We start from the raw sequence: 23,724 nt of genomic DNA, 5'->3' as shown, positions 1-23,724 counted from the left end.
GCGGGACGGTCGCGTGGTGCCGTCGGGGTGCCCGCGTGGTGGCCGTCAGCGGGGCCTGGGCGGCGCTGTGGAGCCCCGTACCACGAGGTGTACGGGGATGTCGGTGCGGTCCGGTTCGCGGCCTTCCAGGACGTCCAGGAGGGCTTGCATGCCGCGTTCGCCGAACTGTTCGGCGTCGAGTCGTACGGTGGTGAGTTCGGGGTCGATGGCGGTGGCCAGGGCGAGGTCGTCGAGGCCGGTGACCGAGATGTCGGAGGGTACGTGGAGTCCTCGGCGGCGTAGTGCCTTGTAGGCGCCGGCCGCGAGTTTGTCGTCGTCGCAGACGAGGGCGGTGGGGTGGGGTCCGGGGGTGGTGAGGGCGGTGTGGGTGGCGGTTGTGGCGTCCTCGATGGTCAGGGGTGTGCGGACGGTCCGTACGGTGGCGCCGGGGACGGCGGCGAGGCGGGTGGCCAGTTCGTGTGCGCGTACCTGGAAGGTCCAGGAGGGTACGTCGGCGGCGAGGTGCAGGAAGCTGCGGTGGCCGAGTCCGAGGAGGTGTTCGGTGATCTGGCGGACGCCGTCGGCGATGTCCAGGTTGACGGTGGCGGCGCCGAGGCTGCCGGCGGGGTCGCTGTCGAGCATGATGAGGGGGAGTTGGTCGCCGTGGATGGCGGTGAGTGCGTCGGCGGCCATGGACGAGGCGATGACTCCGTCGAGTGCGGCCTGTGCCGAGGCGAAGGGGTCGCGGGCCGGGCCGACGCCTTCCGGGGAGGGGTAGAGGACCACGCCGAAGCCGTGTCGGGCGGCGATGCGGGCGGCTCCGGTGTAGACGCCGGCGAAGAACTCGGTGGTGAGGGCGGGGACGACGAGGAGGACCGTGCGGGTGCGGCCGAGGCGGAGGTTGCGGGCGGCGAGGTTGGGGCGGTAGCCGAGGTGGTGTGCGGCGTCTCGGACGCGCTGGGCGGTGGCGGCGGAGACCCGGCCGTGCCATTTGTCGCCGAGGACGAGGGAGACGGCTGCCTGGGAGACGCCGGCGGCTTGGGCGACGTCGCGGCTCGTCGGGCGCGTGTTGCTGGGTGGCACCGGGGTGCGCTCCTTCGTCTGGACGTGCGAACAGCGCACATGGTACGTATGACCCCGGTCGTTATACGTAACACTTGAGGGTGGCGACCGACGTCGGGCGAGCCGGTGGAGGGCTGGAGATGGCCGCGGGATACCTGGAGATCCTCAGGGCGAGGCATGCGGCGCGGCTGCTTGCGGGCACGCTGGTGGGCCGGCTGCCGAACGCGACGGCCGCGATCGCGCTGGTGCTGTTCGTGCGCGCCGAGGGCGGCAGCTACAGCCTCGCGGGGGCGCTGGCCGCGGTCTACGGCGTGGCCAACGCCGTCGGGCAGCCGGTCCTGGGGCGGCTGGTCGACCTGCACGGGCAGCCCCGGGTCCAGTTGCCCGCGGCGGTGCTGGCGGCGCTGTCGATGGCGGTCTTCGCCCTTGGCGGCACGGACCCGCTGCCCCTCGCCTATGCCGCCGTGGCGGCCGCGGGCCTGTTCGCGCCTCCCCTGGAGGGCGGCCTGCGGGCGCTGTGGCCGTCGGTGCTGCGCCGGGAGGAGCAGGTGCACACCGCGTACGCCATGGACGCGGTCGCCCAGGAGGTCATGTTCACCGTCGGTCCGCTGCTGGTCACGTTGTGCGTGTCGGTGTGGTCGGAGCGGGCGGCCCTGCTGGTGCTGAACGCCGTGGGCGTGCTCGGGGCGCTGTCGGTGGTGCTGTCGCCGCCTTCGCGCGCGTGGCGTTCGGCGCCGCGGGACGCGCACTGGCTGGGCCCGCTGCGCTCGCCTGGGCTGCTGGCGCTGCTCGGCGCGTTCCTGTTCGTGGGTGTCGCGCTCGGCTCGATCACGGTGGCCTCGGTGCCTTATGCCGACGACCACGGTGGTGACGCGGTGTACGGCTGGCTGATGGCGGCCCTCGGGCTCGGTGCGCTGGCCGGCGGCACCGTGTACGGGGCGCGGCGGTGGGGTGGCGTTCCGGAGCGGCGACTGCGGGTGCTGGTGGCGCTTCTGGCGCTGTGTTATCTGCCGCTGATGCTGATGCCTGGTGCGGTGGCGATGGTGTTGCTCACCGTGGTCGCCGGGGTGTTCCTGGCGCCGTCGATCGCCTGTGCGTTCGTCATCGTCGACCGGCACGCGCCGAGCGGTACGGTCACGGAGGCGTTCTCCTGGCTTGTGACGACGTTCACGGTGGGTGCTTCGGTGGGAACGGGCCTGGCGGGTCCGGTGGTCGAGGCGGGTGGCGCGCTGTGGGGGTTCGCCGTTCCGGGTGCCGCGGGGGCCGTGTCCTTGCTGGTGTTGCTGGCCACGGGGCGGGTCCTCGCAGTTCCCGCCCGGCGGGCGGTGGTTGCGGGGTCAGCGGAAAATGATCCAAATCGTGCCGTCGAACCTCGTTTCAGTTCAGGGGATCGGGCGTAATGTTCAGTCATGGACCGCCGCATTTTCGGGCTGGAGAACGAGTACGGCGTCACGTGCACGTTCAGGGGACAGCGCCGCCTGTCTCCTGACGAGGTGGCGCGGTACCTCTTCCGCCGTGTCGTGTCATGGGGCCGTAGCAGCAATGTCTTTCTGCGCAACGGTGCCCGCCTCTATCTCGACGTGGGGTCACATCCGGAATACGCGACACCCGAGTGTGACAACGTGACCGAACTGGTCACCCACGACAAGGCCGGCGAGCGCATTCTCGAAGGGCTTCTGGTGGACGCGGAGCGACGCCTGCACGAGGAGGGAATCGCGGGCGACGTCTACCTCTTCAAGAACAACACGGACTCGGCGGGCAACTCCTACGGTTGCCACGAGAACTATCTGGTGGCGCGGCACGGGGAGTTCTCCCGGCTCGCCGACATCCTCATTCCGTTCCTGGTCACCCGGCAGCTGCTGTGCGGTGCGGGCAAGGTGCTGCAGACGCCGCGCGGCGCGGTGTACTGCGTGAGCCAGCGGGCGGAGCACATCTGGGAGGGCGTGTCGTCGGCGACGACGCGTTCCCGGCCCATCATCAACACGCGGGACGAGCCGCACGCGGACGCGGAGCGTTACCGCCGGCTGCATGTCATCGTGGGCGACTCGAACATGTCCGAGACGACGATGCTGCTCAAGGTCGGGGCCACCGATCTGGTGCTGCGGATGATCGAGGCGGGCACGGTGATGCGTGATCTGACCCTGGAGAACCCGATCCGGGCGATCCGTGAGGTCAGTCATGACATCACGGGCCGGCGCAAGGTGCGTCTGGCCAGCGGCCGGGAGGCGTCGGCGCTTGAGGTGCAGCGCGAGTACTACGAGAAGGCCGTGGACTTCTGTGAGCGTCGTGGTACCCGCACCGGCACGGTGGAGCAGGTGCTGGAGCTGTGGGGCCGTACGCTCGACGCGATCGAATCGGAGGATCTGGACCGGATCGCCACCGAGATCGACTGGGTGATGAAGTACAAGCTCATCGAGCGGTACCGGGCCAAGCACAACATGACCATGTCGCATCCGCGGGTCGCGCAGATAGACCTCGCGTACCACGACATCCACCGGCGTCGTGGCCTGTACTACCTGCTGGAGAAGAAGGGCCAAGCCGCCCGGATCTGCAACGACTTGAAGATCTTCGAGGGCAAGTCGGTTCCGCCGCAGACGACTCGGGCGCGGCTGCGCGGCGACTTCATCCGGCGGGCCCAGGAGCAGCGCCGTGATTTCACGGTGGACTGGGTGCATCTCAAGCTCAACGACCAGGCGCAGCGGACGGTGTTGTGCAAGGACCCGTTCCGTTCGGTGGACGACCGGGTGGAGAAGCTCATCGCCGGCATGTGAGCGGGGCGTTGCCGTGTTCCTCTGTTCGAGTTCGCTCGAAAGGGGGATGCGGGGAGAACGCCACACGGGCGCCGTACGTTTCCCGTACGGCGCCCTTCGCACGCCGTAGAGTTGCGCGGGCACGCCATCCGCAAGATCGATCGATTACGAGGCCCCCACCGTGCGCCGACGCTCACTCCTCCTCGCCGCCGTTCCCGCAGGACTGGTCACGCTCGCCGGGTGCGGCGACGGCAAGTCGGACTCCAGCAAGGCGAGCGCGTCGCCGTCCGGCTCGGCTTCGTCGGTGCCGCCGCCGAAGATCGTGGAGGGGCCGTTGCCGGCGATCACCGCGGGGGAGAAGTTCGGCGAGAAGCCGACCGTGGCCAAGGGGTCGGGGGAGCCGTCGAAGGATCTCGCGGTGAAGACGGTGATCGCGGGCGGCGGCAGGACGGTCGCGGAGAACGACTTCGTCCAGGCGCACTATCTGGGGCAGATCTGGAACTCGGCGAAGGTCTTCGACAACTCCTACGACCGCAAGAGCGCGCTGGTGCTGCAGCTGGCCGAGGGCGGTGTCATCGACGGCTGGCGGTATGCCCTGACCGGCAGGAAGACCGGCAGCCGGGTGCTGATGGCGGTGCCGCCGACCTGGGGTTACGGCGCGTCGGGCAATGCGCAGGCCGGGATCAAGGGCACGGACACCCTGGTGTTCGTCGTCGACCTGGTGGACGCGTTCAACTCCAAGAGTTCGGCGCGGGGCAAGGAGGTCCCGCAGAACGATGCCGCGCTGCCGAAGGTCGGCACGAACACGGACGGCAACGCGCCGTCCGTGGACATCCCGAAGTCGGCGGCGCCGGGCAAGCTGGTGTCCGCGTATGTCCTGGAGGGCGACGGGGCCGCGCTGAAGGCGGACCAGACGATCCTGTGCCAGTTCCGGGGCGTGGTCTGGGACGGCGGCAAGACCTTCGAGCAGACCTATGGTTCGGGCCGGCTGAGCCAGTTCTCCTTGCAGCAGATGCAGCAGGTCGTCAAGGGGCTGTCGCAGGGCCTGACCGGTAAGAAGGTCGGCAGCCGGGTCCTCGTGGTGGTGCCGCCGGACCTGGCGTACGGTGACACGCCGCCGAGCGGTGACGTCATCAAGAAGGGCTCCACGCTGGTGTTCTCCGTCGACATCCTGGCGGCGATGTGAGGCCGTGTGCGTGGGGACGCGCCTGCCCGTCGCGGGCGTGCCGGGGCCGGGGATGAAAGACTGTTGGCGTTCTGTGTCGTACACAAGCAGGAGCTACAGACGTGAGCATCGAGAAGCCCGAGGTCGACTTCCCGGGTGGCGAGCCCCCGGCGGACCTTGAGATCAAGGACATCTGGGCGGGCGACGGTCCGGAGGCCAAGGCCGGCGACACCGTCTCCGTCCACTATGTGGGCGTGGCCTTCTCCACGGGCGAGGAGTTCGACGCGTCCTGGAACCGGGGCACGCCGCTGAAGTTCCAGCTGGGTGCCGGTCAGGTCATCGCCGGCTGGGACCGGGGTGTGCAGGGCATGAAGGTCGGCGGCCGTCGTCAGCTGACCATTCCGGCGCACCTGGCGTACGGCGACCGTGGTGCGGGCGGCGGCCGGATCGCCCCCGGCGAGACGCTGATCTTCGTCTGCGACCTGGTCGGGGTCTGATCGGATCCGTTCATCCGGGGCCCGTGCCCGCCCGGGCACGGGCCCTCGGCTTTTGCCGCGCCACCGTGGAGCGGTACGGTCGACGATCGTAAGCACCACAGGGAGGCGAAGGGCGTCGATGGCCATTGCCAAGGCCGAGCGGCTGATGAATCTGGCGCTGTGTCTGCTCGGGACGCGGCGGCCGCTCAGCAAGCGTGAGCTGCGGGAGTCCATCGAGGCGTATGTCGAGGCTTTCGGGCCGGGCAAGGGCGCGGCCGGCGGTGACGAATCCTTCAGCCGGATGTTCGAGCGTGACAAGGACGACCTGAGGGAACTCGGCCTGGTCATCGAGACCGTCGAGAACATCGACGGCGAGGTCGGCTATCTCGCCCGCCGGGACAGCAATCGGCTGCCGCCCATCACGCTGGACGCGGAGGAGGCCGCCGCGCTGGGTCTTGCCGCCAAGGTGTGGCAGCAGGCCCGGCTGGCCGGCGCGGCCAGCGGTGCCCTGCAGAAGCTGCGCGCGGCGGGCCTGCCCGAGGACGTCGATCCGTACGAGGCGCATGGCGCGCTGGAGCCGCGCATCCCGGTGCACGAGGCCGCTTTCGAGCCGTTGATGCTGGCCTGCCGTGATCGCCGCCCGGTGGTGTTCGACTACCGCAAGGCGAGCGCGGCCCGTCCGGAGACCCGGCATGTGGAGCCGTGGGCGCTGGAGTGCTGGCGCGGCCACTGGTATCTGGCGGGCTGGGACCGTGACCGGTGTGCGGAGCGGGTGTTCCGGCTGTCCCGGATCACCGGCCGGGTCCGTTCCCGTGGCAGCGTCTTCACCGCCGCGGTGCCCGATGTCGTCACCGTGCGGGAGACCGTCGCGAGCTGGGCGGGTGAGATCGCCGACCGTTCGGCGCTGATCCGGTTGCGTTCCGGTGCCGGCTACCCCCTTCGGGCGAAGGCCACCGCGGTCCGGGAACTCGGGGACGGCTGGGACGAGTTGGAGATTCCGTACGGGCACGGTCTGGACGCCTGGCTGGTGGAGTTCGGGCCCGATGTGGTGGTCCTGGAGCCGGCCGAGCTGCGGGCCGACGTGGTGGACCGGCTGCGTGCCGTGGCCAAGGGCTGAGGGGGAGCGGAGCGGAACAGTGGCAGGCAAACCGGTCAGGCCCGTGAACGCCATCGACCAGACCCGGCGGATGCTCTCCCTGGTGACGTATCTGCGGGAGCGTCCCGGCGCCCGGGTCGCCGATGTGGCGCGTGCCTTCGGCGTCACCGAGGACGAGCTGGTCTCGGACCTCGATGTGCTGCCCATGTGCGGCACCAGCTTCCGCGGCGGTGATCTGCTGGACATCGACACGGACGGCGAGCGCATCTGGTGGCACAATCCGGCCGCGCTCGGCGCGGACGCGGCGGAGCCGCTGAGGCTGGCCGCGGACGAGGCGACGGCGCTGCTGGTGGCCGCGCGCGCGGTGGCCACCCTGCCGGGGCTGCGGGAGAGCGACCGGCAGGCGCTGCTGCGGGCCACCGCCAAGGTGGAGGGGGCGGCGGGTGACGCGGCGGGTGCCAGTTCGCGGCTGTCGGTGACCTTCGAGTCGGAGGGCGGTGTGTTCGCGGACGTCGACCGGGCCATCTCCGAGCGGCGCCGCCTGTGGATCCGCTACTACTCGCCCGCCCGTGACGAGGTCACCGAGCGGGAGATCGACCCCATCCGTCTGGTGAGCGTCGGGCACACCTATGTGGAGGCGTGGTGCCGCCGCTCGGAGGCGCGCCGCACGTTCCGCCTGGACCGGGTCGCCGAGATCAAGATCCTCGACGAGCCGTCGGCGCCGCCGGAGATCGAGCTGCGGGATCTGTCGGAGGGGCTGGTGCAGCCGGCCGCCGAGGACCCGGAGGTGGTGGTCGAGGTCGGCCCCGGCGGCCGCTGGGTCGCCGAGTACTACCCGCACGACCGTGCCGATGAGCTTCCCGACGGCGGGCTGCGTATCACGGTGCGCACCCCGGATCCGGCCTCGCTCAGACGGCTGGCGCTGCGGCTCGGCCGTGACGGCCGGATCGTCTCGCCGCCCGAGCTGGCCGACAGCGCCCGGCGGGCCGCCCGCGCGGCGCTCGCCGGGTACGACGGGGTTCAGGCGGCGCAGGGCGCGCCGTGTGAGGCGGCGCCCGCGGAGCGCGACGGGCTGTACGACAGGGCGCGGTGAGCCGCGGGCGACCGCCCGGTGCCGCGGGGCCGCCGCGCCGGGCGGGCCGGGCGCGGCGCCCGTATCGCCTGCGGTGTCGCCGCGGGGCGACCTACCACGAAGTGAGGAGCGAGGGCTGTGAGCGAGTCTGCGGTGTCGGATGCGGGGGAGATGACGGTCGCGGCCGCCTTCGCGGGGATGCGAAGGGTGGTTCCGGTGGTGTTCAGGGCGGGCTGCCCTCAGTGCCGGGGCCGTTTCGAGCTGTCCGCCGGCGCCCTGCGGCTCGCCGTCGGCGCCACCAGCCGTACGACGTTCTACTCCTTCACCTGTCCCGACTGCGGTGTGCTGGTCCGCAAGCCCGCGGGTGAACGTATCGTCGAGCTGCTGACCGACGGCGGGGTCAAGACGCTGCGGCTGCACTCCACCCTCTAGGCTCGACGCCATGTTCTGGGCGATGTTCGCGGTGGCCGTGGGTTTTGTGGGGCTGGCCGTCCTCGGTGTGCTCGCCGTGCGGGTCTTCGTGGAGGCGCGGCGGCTGGGCCGGCAGGTCGAGGACTCCGCGCAGCGGATCGGCCGCGCGGCCGAGGATCTGGAGCGGGCCGCGGTGAGCGCGTCCCGCGCCGCCGACGCGCTGTGAGCGCCGGCGTGTACGGCCGTGACCGTGTGCACCGGACGCGCTATGTGTCACTTCGCCCTGTCACGCCGCCCGTTTGGGCGGGTACGCTGCTGGTCGCGGTGCGCAGAACGAGGCCCGTACCGCGGACCGGGAGTACGCACAGGGATTGCCTCGCGTTCACCCCTGAGCGTTACGATCGCTGCCAGCACGGTCCTTCGGGCACATGTCCGAAGGGTCGGACAGCACCCCACCCAGCCGCCTCGGTGAGAAGGTAAAGACTTATGTTCGGAAGGCTCGGAGCCCCCGAGATCATTCTCATCCTCGTCGTCATCGTCCTGCTGTTCGGCGCGAAGAAGCTTCCGGACATGGCCCGCTCGCTCGGGAAGTCCGCCCGCATCCTCAAGAGCGAGGCCAAGGCGATGAAGGAGGACGGCGGCAACAACACCGCCGCCTCCGCGCAGGCCCCCAGCTCCGACGAGCAGTCCTCGGCCCAGCGCACCATCCAGGCTGCCCCCGGCGATGTGACCAGTTCGCGGCCGGTCACCGAGCCGTCGGACACCACCAAGCGCTGACGCAGGGCCGGAAGCTCCCGGCCCGCCGCACGAGATGAGGACGTGGGTTGCCCAAGCCTGCCCGCAAGAAGGAGAAGGATCCGGAGGGGCGGATGCCCCTTGCGGATCATCTTCGTGAGCTGCGCAACCGGCTCGCGAAGGCGATTCTGGCCATCGTCGTCGTCACGGTCGTCGCCGCCTTCTTCTACAACGACATCATCAACTTCCTCACCAAGCCGATCCTCGACTCGGTCGGCTGCGGGAAGACCTTCGAGGAACTGGCCCGGTCGAGCGACGACACCCAGCAGTGCGCGCGGATCACCATCAACGGCCTCCTCGCCCCGTTCACGCTGGCCCTCCAGGTCTCCCTGACGGCGGGCGTCGTGCTGGCCTCGCCGATCTGGCTCTACCAGCTGTGGGGGTTCGTCGCGCCGGGTCTGCACCAGCACGAGAAGAAGTACGCCTACGCGTTCGTCGGCACCGGCGCCCCGCTGTTCCTCGGCGGCGCGTACTTCGCGTACCGGGTGCTGCCCACGACGGCCCAGGTGCTGATGCAGTTCACGCCGCACGGCGTGGACAACCTGCTGCCGCTGGACGACCTGCTGCAACTCGTCACGCGCATGGTGGTCGTCTTCGGTCTCTCCTTCGAGCTGCCCCTGCTGCTGATCATGCTCAATCTGACCGGGGCGCTCAGCGGCAAGCGCATGCTCGGCTGGTGGCGGGCCATGATCATGGGCATCACGGTCTTCGCGGCCGTGGCCACGCCCAGCACCGACCCCATCTCGATGCTGTCGCTGGCCGGGCCGATCTGGGTGCTGTACTTCATCGCGGTCGCCTTCTCCCTGCTCAACGACCGGCGCAGGCGGCGGCGCGAGGCCGAGGGCCCCGCCGACGACGAGGCATCCGAGCTGGATCTGACGCCCGAGGACATCGGCGAGGTCGAGACGGTCTCCGCCAGCCGGGCGCTGCCCGAGCAGTCCAGCACGGACCGGGTCAACGGCTACGACGACGTGACCTGAGCGTTCGCGCCGCACGCGTGCCCGCGCCCGCCGGCGCGGGCAGGCCGCGTGTGCGGCGCACCGGTGCGCCCGGCGTATGTCCCGCGTTCCGGATAATGATCGTCCTGTTGTCAGTGCGGCCCGGTACGCTCGAAAGCACGATGACAGAGGACCTCTCACCGGCCGAGCGGTATGCGGCAGCCCGCAGGCGGGCAGCCGAGCAGGCCACCGCGCTCGCGTCCTTCCGCGAGATGTACGACTTCGGCCTCGACCCTTTCCAGATCGAGGCCTGCCAGGCCCTTGAGGCGGGGAAGGGCGTGCTGGTGGCCGCCCCCACCGGCTCCGGGAAGACCATCGTGGGCGAGTTCGCCGTCCACCTCGCGCTGCGCCAGGGCAAGAAGTGCTTCTACACGACACCCATCAAGGCGCTGTCGAACCAGAAGTACGCCGACCTGTGCCGCCGCTACGGACCCGACAAGGTGGGCCTGCTCACCGGCGACAACAGCGTCAACTCCGACGCCCCGGTGGTGGTGATGACCACCGAGGTGCTGCGCAACATGCTGTACGCGGGTTCCCGGACCCTGCTCGGCCTCGGCCATGTCGTCATGGACGAGGTGCACTACCTCTCGGACCGTTTCCGCGGCGCGGTGTGGGAGGAGGTCATCATCCACCTCCCCGAGTCGGTCACCCTGGTCTCGCTGTCGGCGACCGTCTCCAACGCCGAGGAGTTCGGCGACTGGCTGGACACCGTACGCGGTGACACGGAGGTGATCGTCTCCGAGCACCGGCCGGTCCCGCTGTTCCAGCACGTGCTCGCCGGACGCCGGATGTACGACCTGTTCGAGGAGGGCGAGGGCCACAAGAAGGCGGTCAACCCCGACCTCGCCCGGCTCGCCCGCATGGAGGCCAGCAGACCCTCCTACCAGGACCGCAGACGCGGCCGTGCGATGCGCGAGGCGGACCGCGAACGCGAGCGGCGGCAGCGTTCCCGGGTGTGGACGCCGGGCCGCCCCGAGGTCATCGAACGACTCGACTCCGAGGGCCTGCTGCCCGCCATCACCTTCATCTTCAGTCGGGCCGCCTGCGAGTCCGCCGTCCAGCAGTGCCTGTACGCGGGACTGCGGCTCAACGACGAGGAGGCCCGGCAGCGGGTGCGCGACCTCGTGGAGGAGCGCACCGCCTCCATCCCCCGCGAAGACCTGCACGTCCTCGGCTACTACGAGTGGCTTGAGGGCCTGGAACGGGGCATCGCCGCCCATCACGCGGGCATGCTCCCCACCTTCAAGGAGGTCGTCGAGGAACTGTTCGTGCGCGGCCTGGTGAAGGCCGTCTTCGCCACCGAGACCCTGGCGCTCGGCATCAACATGCCGGCCCGCTCGGTGGTGCTGGAAAAGCTCGTCAAATGGAACGGTGAGCAGCACGCCGACATCACCCCCGGCGAGTACACGCAGCTCACCGGGCGGGCCGGCCGGCGCGGCATCGACATCGAGGGCCACGCGGTGGTGCTGTGGCAGCGCGGCATGAGCCCCGAACACCTCGCGGGCCTCGCGGGCACCCGCACCTATCCGCTGCGCTCCAGCTTCAAGCCGTCGTACAACATGGCGGTCAACCTGGTCGAGCAGTTCGGCAGGCACCGCTCCCGCGAACTGCTGGAGACCTCCTTCGCGCAGTTCCAGGCGGACCGGTCGGTCGTCGGGATCTCCCGGCAGGTGCAGCGCAACGAGGAGGGTCTTTCGGGCTACAAGCAGTCCATGACCTGCCACCTCGGCGACTTCGAGGAGTACGCGCGCCTGCGCCGCGAACTGAAGGACCGGGAGAACGAACTGGCCCGGCAAGGGGCGGCCCAGCGGCGTGCCGAGGCCGCCGTGGCCCTGGAGAAGCTCCGGCCCGGCGACGTCATCCATGTGCCCACCGGCAAGTACGCGGGCCTGGCCCTGGTGCTGGATCCCGGCCTGCCCGCCGGGCGTTCCAACGGCCACCGCGGCTTCGAGTACCACGACGGGCCGCGCCCCCTCGTCCTCACCGCCGAGCGGCAGGTCAAGCGGCTGGCGTCGATCGACTTCCCGGTGCCGGTCGAGGCGCTGGAGCGGATGCGCATCCCGAAGACGTTCAACCCGCGCTCACCGCAGTCCCGTCGGGACCTGGCGTCCGCGCTGCGCAGCAAGGCCGGGCACATTCCGCCGGAGCGGCACCGCAAGAAGCGTGCGCAGGCCGCCGACGACCGGGAGATCGCCCGGCTGCGGGCCGCGCTGCGCGCGCACCCCTGCCATGGCTGCAACGACCGTGAGGACCACGCCCGTTGGGCGGAGCGCTACCACCGGCTGCTGCGTGACACCTCGCAGCTGGAGCGCCGTATCGAGGGGCGTACGAACACGATCGCGCGGACCTTCGACCGGATCGTGGCGCTGCTGACCGAACTCGACTATCTGCGGGGCGACGAGGTCACCGAACACGGCAAGCGGCTCGCCCGGCTGTACGGCGAACTCGACCTGCTGGCCAGCGAGTGTCTGCGCGAGCGGGTCTGGGAGGGGCTGGGGCCCGCCGAACTCGCCGCCTGCGTCTCGGCGTTGGTGTACGAGGCGCGGGTCGGTGACGATGCGCTGGCGCCTCGGGTGCCGTCGGGCCGGGCGAAGGCCGCGCTCGGTGAGATGGTCCGCATCTGGGGGCGGCTCGACGGCCTGGAGGAGGAGTTCCGGATCACCCAGACCGAGGGGGTGGGGCAGCGCGAGCCCGATCTCGGTTTCGCCTGGGCCGCGTACATGTGGGCTTCCGGTTCGGGGCTGGACGAGGTGCTGCGCGAGGCGGAGATGCCGGCCGGGGACTTCGTGCGGTGGTGCAAGCAGGTGATCGATGTGCTCGGGCAGATCTCGGCGGCGGCTCCTGCGGAGGGCTCGACCGTGGCCAAGAGTGCGCGTAAGGCGGTGGAGCAGTTGCTGCGGGGTGTGGTGGCCTACTCGTCGGTGGGGTGACGGGTGGCGGGTGGCGGGTGCGGGTCTCTTTTGGCCGGTCGCGCAGTTCCCCGCGCCCCTTTGGGGGGGGGGCTGTGGGGGTGTGGGTGCGGGTTGTGTGGGGTTGTTCGCGCGGTTCCTCGCGCCCCTTTCGGGCGGGTCAGCCTGCGGGCCAGGCTGTGAGTGTTCGCTTGCTGTGGAAGGTGTGCTCCGTTCCGGTGATTGGATCGGTGAACTCCAGGCGGCGGGCCAGCAGTTGCAGGGGTCGACTGAAGTCGCCGGCCGGGCCGGGGTCGGTCTCCACCGGATACAGCGGATCGCCGAGGATCGGCACGCCCAGGGCGTTCATGTGCACCCGCAGCTGATGCGTCTGCCCGGTGTGCGGGGTCAGCCGGTAGCGGGCCAGCGCCTCGCGCTCCCGGACCTCGGCCAGCTCGACCCGGGTCACCGCGTTCGGCTCGCCCTCGACCTGCCGGGCGGCCGGCACCCCCCGCTCCTTCAGGATCCGGCTGCGCACCGTCCGGGGCAGGGTGAGCGCGGGATCGTACGGGGCGACGGCCTCGTACTCCTTGCGTACCAGCCGGTCGCGGAACAGTGACTGGTAGGCGCCGCGCTCCTCGGGCCGTACCGTGAACAGCACCAGCCCCGCCGTCAGCCGGTCCAGCCGGTGCGCCGGGGACAGCGTGGGGATTCCCAGGTCCCGGCGCAGCCGCGTCAGCGCCGTCTGCACGACGTGGCCGCCGCGCGGGGTCGTGGCGAGGAAGTGCGGCTTGTCGGCGACGACCAGGTGCGCGTCCCGGTGGACGACCTCCACTTCGAACGGCACGGGCACCTCGGTGGGCAGCTCCCGGTGGAACCACACATACATGCCGGGCACGTACGGATCGTCCGGTGTGACCGCCAGCCCGTCGGCCCCGACGATCCGGCCCGCCGCCAGCATCCCGTCGACCAGGCCGGGCGGCGCCCCGGACAGCCGCGCCACGAGATGCGCGCGCACCGTCTCCCAAGGTCCCTCGGCGGGCAGCCGCACCCGCACGGGATCCACACCGTCGCGCGCGGGCAGCGGGGCGGGCGGGATGCGGGTCCTTCGTCTCATCTCACCCCAGCGTACGGAACGCCGCCCTGGTCATGCGGCGGCGGTGCCCTCCTGCTCCGCCTCGACGCGGGCGTTCCACTCCCGCTTGGACGCCTGCCAGCCGTCCTCGTCATGCCCCAGCCGCCAGTAGCCGGAGATCGACAGGTCCTCGCGGGGGATCGCGTACTCGACCCGCAGCAGCCGGCGCAGCTCCTTCACGAAGCCCGCCTCGCCGTGCACGAACGCGTGCACCCGGCCCGCCGGGAACTCCAGCGCCCGTACGGCCTCGACCAGGGCGTCGCCGACCGGCCGGTCCCCGCGGTGCAGCCAGGTCACCGCCACGTCGGAGTCGATCTTCTGCTCCTCCTGCGGCCCGGACACCTCCACGAAGGCATGGGCGCGGGCACCGGCAGGCAGCGTCTCCAGGGCGCGGGCGATCGCGGGCAGCGCGCTCTCGTCGCCGGCCAGCAGATGCCAGTCCGCGCTCGCGTCGGGCGCGTAGGCGCCGCCGGGACCCATGAACCACACGGTCTCGCCGGGCCGCACGCGCAGCGCCCAGGGACCGGCCAGACCCTCGTCGCCGTGCACCACGAAGTCCAGGGTCATCTCCCGGTGCTGGGCATCCCAGTCACGCACCGTGTACGTCCGGGTCACCGGCCACTGCTCACGGGGGAACTCCGCCCGGATCCGCTCCAGGTCGAAGGGCTCCGGGTAGGTCGCGCCCGCGACCGGGAACAGCAGTTTCACATAGTGGTCGGTGCAGGTGTCCGCCGCGAAATCGGCCAGTCCCGCGCCGCCGAGCACGACCCGCTGCATGTGCGGGCTCAGCCGCTCGGTGCGGATGACCTGCGCGGAGTGGGGCTTCCGCGGCCTCCGTGCCGGACGTTCTGCCATGGCTGCCTCCATGTCACTTCCTTAGGTTTACCTAAGTTAGCACCACGTCCTTGCGGCCGGCAGGAACACGGACCGGAACAGGCCGGAACGCCGTTCACCGGCGAGCGTGGCGACGTCGCTCACCCCGCGAGCGTGGCGAGGAGCCGTTGCAGCGACCCGCCCAGCCCCCAGCGCGCCGTCAGCGCCTCCAGGCCCGCCGGGTCACGCGGGGCGCGCGGCAGCGCCGTGTCGACGTCCGGCAGCGGCACGTCGGCGGCGACCCGGACGACCTTCGGCGCGACCGCGACATACGCCCTGGCCTCGTCCAGACGCTTGCGCTGCGACGGGGTCAGCCCGGCCTTCGGGTCGTCGACCGCCGCCATGATCCCGGCCAGGTCACCGAACGCGGCGAGCAGCTTCGCCGCCGTCTTCTCACCGATGCCGGGCACCCCGGGCAGCCCGTCGCTGGGGTCGCCCCGCAGCAGCGCCAGATCCGCGTACCCCCGGCCGTCGACGCCGTACTTGCCGCGCAGCACGGCCTCGTCGGTGAGCTGGAGCGTGCCCACTCCCTTCAGCGGGTACAGCACCCGCACCCCGCGCGCGTCGTCCACCAGTTGGTACAGGTCACGGTCGCCGGTGACGATGTCGACCGGGCCCTCGGCGCGCGCGGTGAACGTGCCGATCACATCGTCCGCCTCGTACCGAGCGACGCCCACCCGGGCGATGCCGAGCGCGTCCAGCACCTCCTCGATGACCGGCACCTGCGGGGACAGCGTGTCCGGCACCTCCTCCGTGTCCGGGCCCGGCGCATGCTCCTCGGCGACCCGGTGCGCCTTGTAGCTGGGGATCAGCTCGACCCGCCACGCGGGCCGCCAGTCGGCGTCCATGCAGGCCACCAGCCGGTCGGGCCGGTGGTCCCGCACCAGCCGGTCGATGAAGTCGAGCAGCCCGCGCACGGCGTTCACCGGTGTGCCGTCCGGTGCCTTCACCGAGTCGGGGACGCCGAAGTACGCACGGAAGTACAGCGAGGCGGTGTCGAGAAGCATGAGTCGTCCGGTCACGCCCCGCATCATGCCGTACGGCACTGACACCCGCCCGCGACCAGCGGCGACGGCCCCGCCCACACATGGTGTGAGGTGGACCACTCTGGCGTTTGCCCTCCTCGGATCGGGGCAGGCGCGGCCTCTGTCCCCTGCCCCCGAGACGAGAGGTACGCGTGTCACCCAGGCTAGAGGCCGAACATCTCTACAAGGTGTTCGGAAGACGACCCGACGATGCAGTGGAGCGACTTCGGCAGGGCGCCGACCGGGAGGAACTGCGTGCCGACGGCACCACCGCCGCCGTCATCGACGCCTCCTTCCAGGTGGAACCCGGCGAGATCTTCGTCGTGATGGGGCTGTCCGGATCCGGCAAGTCCACCCTGCTGCGCATGCTCAACGGCCTGTCGGAGCCCACCGCGGGCCGCGTGAGGTTCGACGGCCAAGATCTGACCGCGCTGCCCGACAGCGCACTGCGTGAGCTGCGCTCACGCAAGATCAGCATGGTCTTCCAGCACTTCGCGCTGTTCCCGCACCGCAGCGTCCGCGACAACGCCGCCTACGGCCTGTACGTGCAGGGCGTGCCCCGCGCCGAGCGCGATCGTCGCGCCGACGAGGCGCTCGCCCTGTGCGGCCTGGCCGGCTGGGAGAAGTCCTGGCCCGACGAGCTGTCCGGCGGCATGCAGCAGCGTGTGGGCCTGGCCCGCGCCCTCGCCACGGACGCCGATCTGCTGCTCATGGACGAGTCGTTCAGCGCGCTCGACCCGCTGATCCGCCGTGATATGCAGGACCAGCTGCTGGAACTGCAGAAGAGCCTGAAGAAGACGATCGTCTTCATCACCCACGACCTCAACGAGGCCATGCGCCTGGGCGACCGGATCGCCGTGATGCGCGACGGCCGGATCGCCCAGGTGGGCACCGCGGAGGACATCCTCGTGCGCCCCGCCGACGACTACGTCGCCTCGTTCACCAAGGACGTCGACCGCGCGCGCGTGCTGACCGCCGCCGCCGTCATGGACACCGACGTCCGGGGCGACGAGGCCGACTGCGACTGCGAGACCGCCGCCCCGCACACCCCGTTCACGGAGCTGTGCGCGATCAGCGCCCGCGTGAACCACCCGGTCGCCGTCGTCGACCGCGACCGCGCCCTCGTCGGCGTCGTGCCGCGGCACCGCCTCGTCGGGTTCCTCGGGGACGAGCAGGGCGAGCCCGCGCCCTGCCGTCCGCGCGGCGGGAAGGTGGCCGCCCGTGCCTAGGATCCACTTCGGCGACTGGGTGGAGACCGCGGTCGACTGGCTGCAGTCCCATCTGACCTGGGTCTTCGACATCGTCAACGCCGTGCTCGACGGCATGTACAGCGCTGTGGACACCGTCCTCAGCGGCGGTGAACCGCTGCTGCTGGCCGGCATCCTCGCCGTGATCGCCGCCTGGCTGCGCGGCCTGCTGCCCGGCGTCCTCGCCTTCGTGGGGCTCGCGCTCATCGACTCGCTGGGGCTGTGGGACGACGCCATGGACACCCTGTCCCTGGTGCTCGTGGCCGCGGTCATCACCGTCGTGATCGCCATTCCGCTCGGCGTCTGGGCCGCGCGCAGCAGGCGCGTCAGCGCCCAGCTGCGGCCGGTGCTGGACGTCATGCAGACCATGCCGGCGTTCATCTACCTCATCCCCGGCGTGATGTTCTTCGGCGTGGGCACGACCCCGGGTCTGCTCGCGACGATCATCTTCGCGATGCCGCCGGGCGTCCGCATGACCGAACTCGGCATCCGTCAGGTCGACGGTGACCTCGTGGAAGCCGCCGAGGCGTTCGGCACCACCCCGCGGGACATCCTGCTGCGCGTCCAGCTGCCGCTGGCCCTGCCGACCATCATGGCCGGCGTCAACCAGGTCATCATGCTGGCCCTGTCGATGGTGGTCATCGGCGGCATGGCCGGCGCTGGCGGCCTCGGTGAGCAGGTGTACTCCGCGATCACCCAGCTCAAGGTGGGTCTCGCCGCGGAGAGCGGGGTGGCGGTGGTCATCCTCGCCATGTATCTGGACCGGATGACGGGCGCCCTGGGCGAGCGGGTGTCCCCGCTGGGCCGGCGCGCCGCGGCCAAGCTCTCGGCCCTCGTGGGACGCGCGCGGTTCGCCCACTACCGGCCGGCCGGCGCGGTCGCGGTCGTCGGAGTCGTCGTGCTCGCGCTGGTCGCGGGTGGCCTGAACCTGGTCGGCTCCGGCGACGCCCAGGCCGGTTCGAGCACCGACGTCGGCAAGGGCAAGCGGATCACCATCGGTTACATCCCCTGGGACGAGGGCACCGCCACCACGTACCTGTGGAAGGAACTGCTGGAGCAGCGCGGCTACGAGACCGACGTCAAGCAGCTCGACCCCGGCCCGCTCTACTCCGGCGTGGCCCGCGGCGACCTCGACTTCCAGACCGACGCCTGGCTGCCGACGACGCACAAGGCGTACTGGGACAAGTACGGTTCGCGGCTGGAGGATCTGGGGTCCTGGTACGGGCCGACGTCGTTGGAGCTGACGGTTCCCTCGTATGTGAAGGGGATCGATTCGTTGGCCGATCTGAAGGGTCAGGGGAAGAAGTTCGGCGGGAAGATCATCGGTATTGAGGCGAGCGCCGGTGAGATGGCGACGCTGAACAGCAAGGTCCTGAAGGCTTATGGGCTTGAGGGTGAGTACAAGGTGCTGTCGTCGAGTACGTCGTCGATGCTGGCGGAGCTGGACCGGTCGATCAAGAAGCGTGAGCCGGTGGTGGTGACGCTGTGGTCGCCGCACTGGGCGTACGGCAAGTACGACCTGAAGAAACTGAAGGACCCCGAGGGCGCCTGGGGCGAGGGCGAACGGATCCACACCGTCGCCCGCAAGGGCTTCAGCGCCGACGACCCGGTCGCCGCGCAGTGGCTGAAGGACTTCAAGCTCACCGAGCGGCAGCTGACCGGTCTGGAGAACGACATCCAGGGCGCCGGCCAGGGCCATGAGCAGGACGGCGTGCGCGCCTGGCTGAAGAAGAACCCCGGCCTGGTCGACCGGCTCGCCCCCGTTCCCGACGGCGGCGCCAAGAAGCAGGGCAAGGACGCGGGCAAGACCGTCAACATGGGTTACTTCCCGTGGGACGAGGCCATCGCCAGCACCTATCTCTGGCAGAACATCCTGGAGGACCGCGGCTACAAGCCGACCCTCAAACAGCTGGACCCGGGCCCGCTCTACAGCTCCCTCGCCCAGGGCCAGATGGACGTCCAGCTGGACTCGTGGCTACCGACGACGCACAAGGCGTACATGGACAAGTACGGTTCGCGGCTGGAGGATCTGGGGTCGTGGTACGGGCCGACGTCGTTGGAGCTGACGGTTCCCTCGTATGTGAAGGGGATCGATTCGCTGGCCGATCTGAAGGGTCAGGGGAAGAAGTTCGGCGGGAAGATCATCGGTATTGAGGCGAGTGCCGGGATGATGGGGACGTTGAACAGCAAGGTCCTGAAGGCTTATGGGCTTGAGGGTGAGTACAAGGTGGTGTCGTCGAGTACGTCGTCGATGCTGGCTGAGCTGGACCGGTCGATCAAGAAGCGTGAGCCGGTGGTGGTGACGCTGTGGTCGCCGCACTGGGCGTACGGCAAGTACGACCTGAAGAAACTGAAGGACCCCGAGGGCGCCTGGGGCGAGGGCGAACGGATCCACATGGTCGGCAAGAAGACGTTCAGCCAGGACTTCCCGGAGCTGTCCGGCTGGCTGAAGGACTTCAAGCTCACCGAGGAACAGCTCGCCTCCCTGGAGGTCGCGATACAGAGGGGCGGCGCCGGGCACGAGAAGGCGTCCGCACGGCAGTGGCTGGACGCCCAGCCGGGTCTTGAGGACAGGCTGGCACCCGTGGCCTGAGGCCCGCCGGCGAAGGGGAGCGGTGGTCGCGTCGAAAGGCGTGGCCACCGCTCCGCCCGTTCCGCTTCACCCGTACTGTCCCGTTGTCTCACCCGCCGCCGTCCGCGAGCGCCGTACTCGGCCGGCGGGTCCGGGTCGTCGGGACCGTTCTCCCCCGGCGCCGGGCCCGCCGTGGTGCCGCCGCCCACGAGAAGGATCCGGCCAACCACGGAGCGCCACGGTCCCGCCCGAGCCCGCGCACACCGCCCGCCGGGCCGTCGACCGCGCGCACGGCGGACCGTGCGCCGTCCGGTCGTTCGGGCGGTCGCCCGCCGGGCCCGGCCCGCACCCTTTTCGCCACCCGCCGCACCCGTCCTGACCAGCGGCTCCGCCGCACGGCGCGGATCGGGGGCGCGGGCTGGGAACACCGCGAGCCGCCGGCGCATTGAAGATAAGGGGCGCGATCCCGTGCTGATCGAGGGTCAGCGGTCGCGCCACGACCCCGGGAGCTGGTCGCCATGGGCCCACCGTCCCGCGGTCGGCCGGACCGAGCGGCGGACCGCCCGCCCACTGGCGCGAACCGTGAGGGTCGCGCTTACCGACGTTGACGTGGATGTGACGGCCGCATGAAACGGTTTGCCGAACATGCGTAGGGTGCAGAGAACCCAACAGGGCGACGGGGCCCGGCGTCGGGCCCCGAGGGCGGCGGCACGACGAGCGGAGGAGGGAGCCGGAGCGATGGGCGACCACAAGGAACAACAGCCTGTCCGAGTGGGCGCGGCCGTCCGGCGGCGGCGCCGCGCGCTGGAGCTGACCCTCGCCGTCGTGGCGGAGCGCAGCGGCCTGTCCGTGCCCTTCCTGAGCCAGATCGAGAACGACCGGGCACGCCCCAGCACCGGCTCCCTGGAGAAGGTCGCCGACGCGCTGCGCACCACGGCCGTCGAACTTCTCGCCGCCGCCGACCCGGCGTGCAGCGTCGACGTCGTGCGCGGCGAGGTCACCGAGACGGACTTCGCCCCCCGGGTGCGCTCGCTGGTGCGCGGTCACCACCAGTTGCACGCCTCCGAGTTCACCGGCGACCACGACGCGGGCCGCGAATTCCAGCACCGCAACGACGAGTTGCTGTACGTCGCCGACGGCGCGGTGGAGATAGAGGCCGAGGGCCGCGCCTACCGCCTGGGCCGCGGTGACACCCTCTATCTGACGGGCGGGGTGCGCCACCGCTGGCGCGCCACGGTCCCCGACACCCGCGTGATCGTCGTCGCCGTGGCCGAGCACATCGAGGCCGTCCACGACCGACCCCGCTGAACAGGCCGGCTGCCCCCACCGTGGCCAGGCACACGACCCGCGGGCCGCGTCAGCGGCGCCTGGGCGCTTCCCCGTGGAGCGGATGATGCGCGTCGTCTCTCTCGTTCCCTCGCTCACCGAGGCGGTCGCCGCGACCGTGCCCGGCGTGCTGGTCGGTGCCACCGACTGGTGCGTCCGCCCGGCGGGCCTCCCCGTCACCCGTGTCGGCGGCACCAAGAACCCGCGGGTGGACCGGATCGTCGCCCTCGCCCCCGACCTGGTGATCGCCAACGAGGAGGAGAACCGCGCCCCCGACCTGGACGCGCTGCGTGCCGCGGGCCTGACCGTGCTGGTCACCGAGGTGCGCGACGTGCCGCGGTCCTTCGGGGAGCTGGCCCGTGTGCTGACCGCGTGCGGCGCCACGGCCCGGCCACGCTGGCTTGACGAGGCCGAGGACGTCTGGTCCGCGCTGCCGGTGCCCGCGAGGCGCCTGACGGCGGTCGTGCCGGTCTGGCGACGGCCGTGGATGGTGCTCGGCCGGGACACCTTCGCCGGCGACGTGCTGGCCCGCCTGGGCGTGGACAACGTCCATGCCGGGCACGCCGACCGCTATCCGCGGATCCCGCTCAAGGAGCTGCGGGCCGCCGCGCCCGACCTCGTCGTGCTGCCCGACGAGCCGTACCGGTTCACGGCCGACGACGGCCCCGAGGCATTCCCGGGTCTGCCCTGCGCCCTGGTCAGCGGGCGGCATCTGACGTGGTACGGCCCGTCGCTGGCCGAGGCGCCGCGGGTGCTGTCCGGGGCGCTGCGGGCAGCTCACCGCTGATCAGCCCGCGTACCGTGCCCACGGCGGCGGCCGCCCAGGCGACGACCAGCACCCCGTACAGGCCGGCCGTCAGCCAGTCGTAGGCGGCAAGACCGGTGTGCCGGGCCAGCGCCGACGCGCCGGTGACACAGGTGCCCACCGGGAAGGTGAACCCCCACCAGGTCATCGTGAACCCCATGCCGCGCCGCCGGGCCCGCGCCACCTGGGCCGCCGCGAACGCCAGCCACAGCAGCGCGAAACCCATCACCGGCACCCCGTACAGGACGGCGAGCACCAGGAAACCGCGGTCGTAGGGGGCCGCCACGACCCCCGGCGCGATGTCCGCGAAGGCACCCACGGCGGTGGTGGACTGGCCGAGCGGTCCCAGCACCAGGAACAGCGTCGGGGTCAGCGCGAGCGGCAGCGGGCCCGAGACGATCAGCCGGGCGAACACGAGGGGCAGCATCAGCAGGGTCGCGAGCAGGCTGAGCCCGAACAGCGCGACACAGGTGAGGAGCAGGGTCTGCCGCGCCTGCCCGGGCGGCAGGTGCGGCACGAGCGCCGGGCCGAGCGCGGCCGACACCATGGGCGCGACGAGCGGCAGCAGCCACACCGGGGAGACCTGAGCGGGCTCGATCCGGTGCCGCACCACCATGAGGTACGGCACCGCCACCGCCGCCACGAGCCCCACCACGGTGCCGGCGACGAACAGCACGGCGTCCAGGGCCACGGCGCCCGCCGCGCCGAGCCAGTCCCGCCCGACGGTCATGGCGCCGCCGCCGACCGCGAGCAGCGCCATGGACAGACAGCCGTAGAAGGGCGCCGTCGCCGGGTCGAGGAGGTGGTCGCGGGCCTGGTCGCCGTGGTACGCCCAGTGCAGGGCGCGGGCGGCGAGAAGGGCCACCAGGAGGGCGAGCGCCAGGGCCCACACGGCGGTGCAGCCGGTGCGCAGCGGCCCGGTGTGCCAGGGGAGCACGGCGCCGGCCGAGCCGACGGCCGCCGTGCCCATGACGGCGGCGTACCAGTTGGGGCCGAGGTGGCGGACGCGCGGGGCGCGGCGGGGGATCAGGGGCTGGGCTGCGATGACCATGGGTCCACCCTCACGCGGGGCGCGGACGGTCACCAGGGAGTCCGTCTCTATCAGGGCATAAGCTGGTCTTATGAGTGAGGTGGAGGAGCGGCGCGGGCCGAGGTCGCTGGCCCACCGGGTGCCCGATCTCGGCGCGCTGGAACTGCTGCTGGCGGTGGCGCGCACCGGCAGCCTCGGCGCGGCGGCCCGGGAACTGGGCGTCACCCAGCCGGCGGCCAGCAGCCGGATCCGCTCCATGGAGCGGCAGCTGGGCGTGGCCCTGGTGGACCGCTCGCCGCGCGGCTCCCGGCTCACCGACGCCGGGGCGCTGGTGACCGACTGGGCGCGGCGGATCGTGGAGGCGGCCGAAGCCTTCGACGTGGGCGCGCAGGCGCTGCGGGACCGGCGTGACTCGCGGCTGCGGGTGGCGGCCAGCATGACGATCGCCGAGTATCTGCTGCCGGGCTGGCTGCTGGCGCTGCGCGCGGGACGCCCGGACACGGCGGTCTCCCTGCTGGCCGGGAACTCGACGACGGTGGCCGAGCGGCTGCTCGCGGACGAGGCGGACCTCGGTTTCGTGGAGGGGCTGACGGTCCCCTCGGGACTGGACTGCGCGGTCATCGCGCACGACCACCTGATCGTCGTCACCGCACCCGCGCACCCCTGGGCCCGCCGCCGCGGCCCGCTGGCCGCGGAGGAACTGGCCACCACCCCGCTGATCCTGCGTGAACGCGGCTCGGGCACCCGCCAGGTCCTGGACGCCGCCCTGGGCGGGCTCGCCCGCCCGCTGATCGAACTGTCCTCCACCACGGCGGTCAAGGCGTCCGCGGTCGGCGGCGCCGGACCCGCGGTCCTGAGCGAACTGGCGGTACGGGAGGAACTGGGCCTGCGCCGCCTGGTCCGCATCCCCGTACGGGACGTGTCCCTCGGCCGTGACCTGCGCGCCGTCTGGCGGACCGGACACCGGCCGACGGGACCGGCACGGGAACTGCTGGCGCTGACCCGCGGCTGAGCCGGGC

General features: G+C 71.4%; 21 protein-coding genes. 16 read left to right on the top strand and 5 right to left on the bottom strand.

What is annotated here, in order from left to right:
- Positions 1-45: 45 nt before the first annotated feature.
- Positions 46-1,062: a LacI family DNA-binding transcriptional regulator gene (locus AC27LF_RS13595; RefSeq protein WP_479656568.1), complete on the bottom strand. Its 1,017-nt coding sequence runs from the start codon at positions 1,060-1,062 to the stop codon at positions 46-48.
- A gap of 119 nt (positions 1,063-1,181) precedes the next feature.
- Between AC27LF_RS13595 and AC27LF_RS13590 the strand changes: the two genes are divergently transcribed.
- The 11 genes from AC27LF_RS13590 (at position 1,182) to AC27LF_RS13540 (ending at position 12,734) form a co-directional block, all read left to right on the top strand.
- Positions 1,182-2,441, top strand: coding sequence for an MFS transporter (locus AC27LF_RS13590; RefSeq protein ID WP_479656567.1), 1,260 nt, complete (start codon positions 1,182-1,184; stop codon positions 2,439-2,441).
- Positions 2,442-2,450: 9 nt separating this feature from the next.
- On the top strand, positions 2,451-3,812 hold the full coding sequence (gene pafA / locus AC27LF_RS13585) for a Pup--protein ligase (protein ID WP_479656566.1): 1,362 nt from the start codon (positions 2,451-2,453) through the stop codon (positions 3,810-3,812).
- Between the two features lie 160 nt (positions 3,813-3,972).
- Positions 3,973-4,977, top strand: a complete 1,005-nt coding sequence (locus AC27LF_RS13580) for an FKBP-type peptidyl-prolyl cis-trans isomerase (protein ID WP_479656565.1) — start codon at positions 3,973-3,975, stop codon at positions 4,975-4,977.
- Positions 4,978-5,078: 101 nt separating this feature from the next.
- Positions 5,079-5,453 (top strand): FKBP-type peptidyl-prolyl cis-trans isomerase, encoded by a 375-nt coding sequence (locus AC27LF_RS13575; protein ID WP_404035389.1) that lies wholly within the window; start codon positions 5,079-5,081, stop codon positions 5,451-5,453.
- 118 nt (positions 5,454-5,571) lie between these two features.
- Positions 5,572-6,549 carry a helix-turn-helix transcriptional regulator gene (locus AC27LF_RS13570; RefSeq protein WP_479656564.1) on the top strand — a complete coding sequence of 326 codons (978 nt, stop codon included), beginning with the start codon at positions 5,572-5,574 and terminating at the stop codon, positions 6,547-6,549.
- 19 nt (positions 6,550-6,568) lie between these two features.
- Positions 6,569-7,621, top strand: a complete 1,053-nt coding sequence (locus tag AC27LF_RS13565; RefSeq protein WP_479656563.1) for a helix-turn-helix transcriptional regulator — start codon at positions 6,569-6,571, stop codon at positions 7,619-7,621.
- 117 nt (positions 7,622-7,738) lie between these two features.
- Complete coding sequence (locus AC27LF_RS13560) at positions 7,739-8,032, top strand: hypothetical protein (RefSeq protein ID WP_479656562.1); 294 nt, start codon at positions 7,739-7,741, stop codon at positions 8,030-8,032.
- 10 nt (positions 8,033-8,042) lie between these two features.
- Positions 8,043-8,237, top strand: a complete 195-nt coding sequence (locus tag AC27LF_RS13555) for a hypothetical protein (RefSeq protein ID WP_479656561.1) — start codon at positions 8,043-8,045, stop codon at positions 8,235-8,237.
- Between the two features lie 260 nt (positions 8,238-8,497).
- Positions 8,498-8,788: a Sec-independent protein translocase subunit TatA gene (gene tatA, locus AC27LF_RS13550; RefSeq protein ID WP_404035401.1), complete on the top strand. Its 291-nt coding sequence runs from the start codon at positions 8,498-8,500 to the stop codon at positions 8,786-8,788.
- A gap of 47 nt (positions 8,789-8,835) precedes the next feature.
- A complete protein-coding gene (gene tatC, locus AC27LF_RS13545) occupies positions 8,836-9,786 on the top strand; it encodes a twin-arginine translocase subunit TatC (protein WP_479656560.1) in 951 nt (316 codons plus the stop codon).
- 95 nt (positions 9,787-9,881) lie between these two features.
- Positions 9,882-12,734: a DEAD/DEAH box helicase gene (locus tag AC27LF_RS13540; protein WP_479656559.1), complete on the top strand. Its 2,853-nt coding sequence runs from the start codon at positions 9,882-9,884 to the stop codon at positions 12,732-12,734.
- Between the two features lie 139 nt (positions 12,735-12,873).
- Here AC27LF_RS13540 and AC27LF_RS13535 read toward each other — a convergent pair whose 3' ends face one another.
- The 3 genes from AC27LF_RS13535 to AC27LF_RS13525 all read right to left on the bottom strand — a co-directional run bounded on the left by AC27LF_RS13535 (position 12,874) and on the right by AC27LF_RS13525 (position 15,731).
- A complete protein-coding gene (locus AC27LF_RS13535) occupies positions 12,874-13,809 on the bottom strand; it encodes a pseudouridine synthase (RefSeq protein WP_479656558.1) in 936 nt (311 codons plus the stop codon).
- 30 nt (positions 13,810-13,839) lie between these two features.
- Positions 13,840-14,682, bottom strand: a complete 843-nt coding sequence (locus AC27LF_RS13530) for a siderophore-interacting protein (RefSeq protein ID WP_479656557.1) — start codon at positions 14,680-14,682, stop codon at positions 13,840-13,842.
- A 119-nt stretch (positions 14,683-14,801) separates the two neighbouring features.
- On the bottom strand, positions 14,802-15,731 hold the full coding sequence (locus tag AC27LF_RS13525) for a 5'-3' exonuclease (protein WP_479656600.1): 930 nt from the start codon (positions 15,729-15,731) through the stop codon (positions 14,802-14,804).
- 146 nt (positions 15,732-15,877) lie between these two features.
- On the opposite strand from AC27LF_RS13525, the gene AC27LF_RS13520 reads away from it, so the two are divergent.
- The 4 genes from AC27LF_RS13520 (at position 15,878) to AC27LF_RS13505 (ending at position 21,657) form a co-directional block, all read left to right on the top strand.
- Complete coding sequence (locus tag AC27LF_RS13520) at positions 15,878-16,954, top strand: quaternary amine ABC transporter ATP-binding protein (RefSeq protein ID WP_479656556.1); 1,077 nt, start codon at positions 15,878-15,880, stop codon at positions 16,952-16,954.
- On the top strand, positions 16,947-19,565 hold the full coding sequence (locus AC27LF_RS13515; protein ID WP_479656555.1) for an ABC transporter permease/substrate binding protein: 2,619 nt from the start codon (positions 16,947-16,949) through the stop codon (positions 19,563-19,565). Before AC27LF_RS13520 ends, AC27LF_RS13515 begins: the two co-directional genes overlap by 8 nt.
- A 717-nt stretch (positions 19,566-20,282) precedes the next feature.
- Positions 20,283-20,852, top strand: coding sequence for a helix-turn-helix domain-containing protein (locus AC27LF_RS13510; protein ID WP_479656554.1), 570 nt, complete (start codon positions 20,283-20,285; stop codon positions 20,850-20,852).
- 85 nt (positions 20,853-20,937) lie between these two features.
- The gene (locus AC27LF_RS13505; RefSeq protein WP_479656553.1) at positions 20,938-21,657 is read left to right on the top strand and encodes a helical backbone metal receptor; all 720 of its coding nucleotides are present in this window, start codon (positions 20,938-20,940) and stop codon (positions 21,655-21,657) included.
- On the opposite strand, the gene AC27LF_RS13500 is transcribed toward AC27LF_RS13505, so the two are convergent.
- Entirely contained in the window at positions 21,569-22,726 is a 1,158-nt protein-coding gene (locus AC27LF_RS13500) for a TDT family transporter (RefSeq protein ID WP_479656552.1), read from the bottom strand. The genes AC27LF_RS13505 and AC27LF_RS13500 overlap by 89 nt on opposite strands.
- A 70-nt stretch (positions 22,727-22,796) precedes the next feature.
- On the opposite strand from AC27LF_RS13500, the gene AC27LF_RS13495 reads away from it, so the two are divergent.
- Positions 22,797-23,717 carry a LysR family transcriptional regulator gene (locus tag AC27LF_RS13495; protein WP_479656551.1) on the top strand — a complete coding sequence of 307 codons (921 nt, stop codon included), beginning with the start codon at positions 22,797-22,799 and terminating at the stop codon, positions 23,715-23,717.
- The last annotated feature ends 7 nt before the right edge of the window (positions 23,718-23,724 follow it).

It is taken from the genome of Streptomyces diversicolor (genome assembly GCF_057537855.1).
The sequence above is the reverse complement of the archived record's forward strand: the minus strand, read 5'-3'. Positions and strand labels throughout refer to the sequence as shown.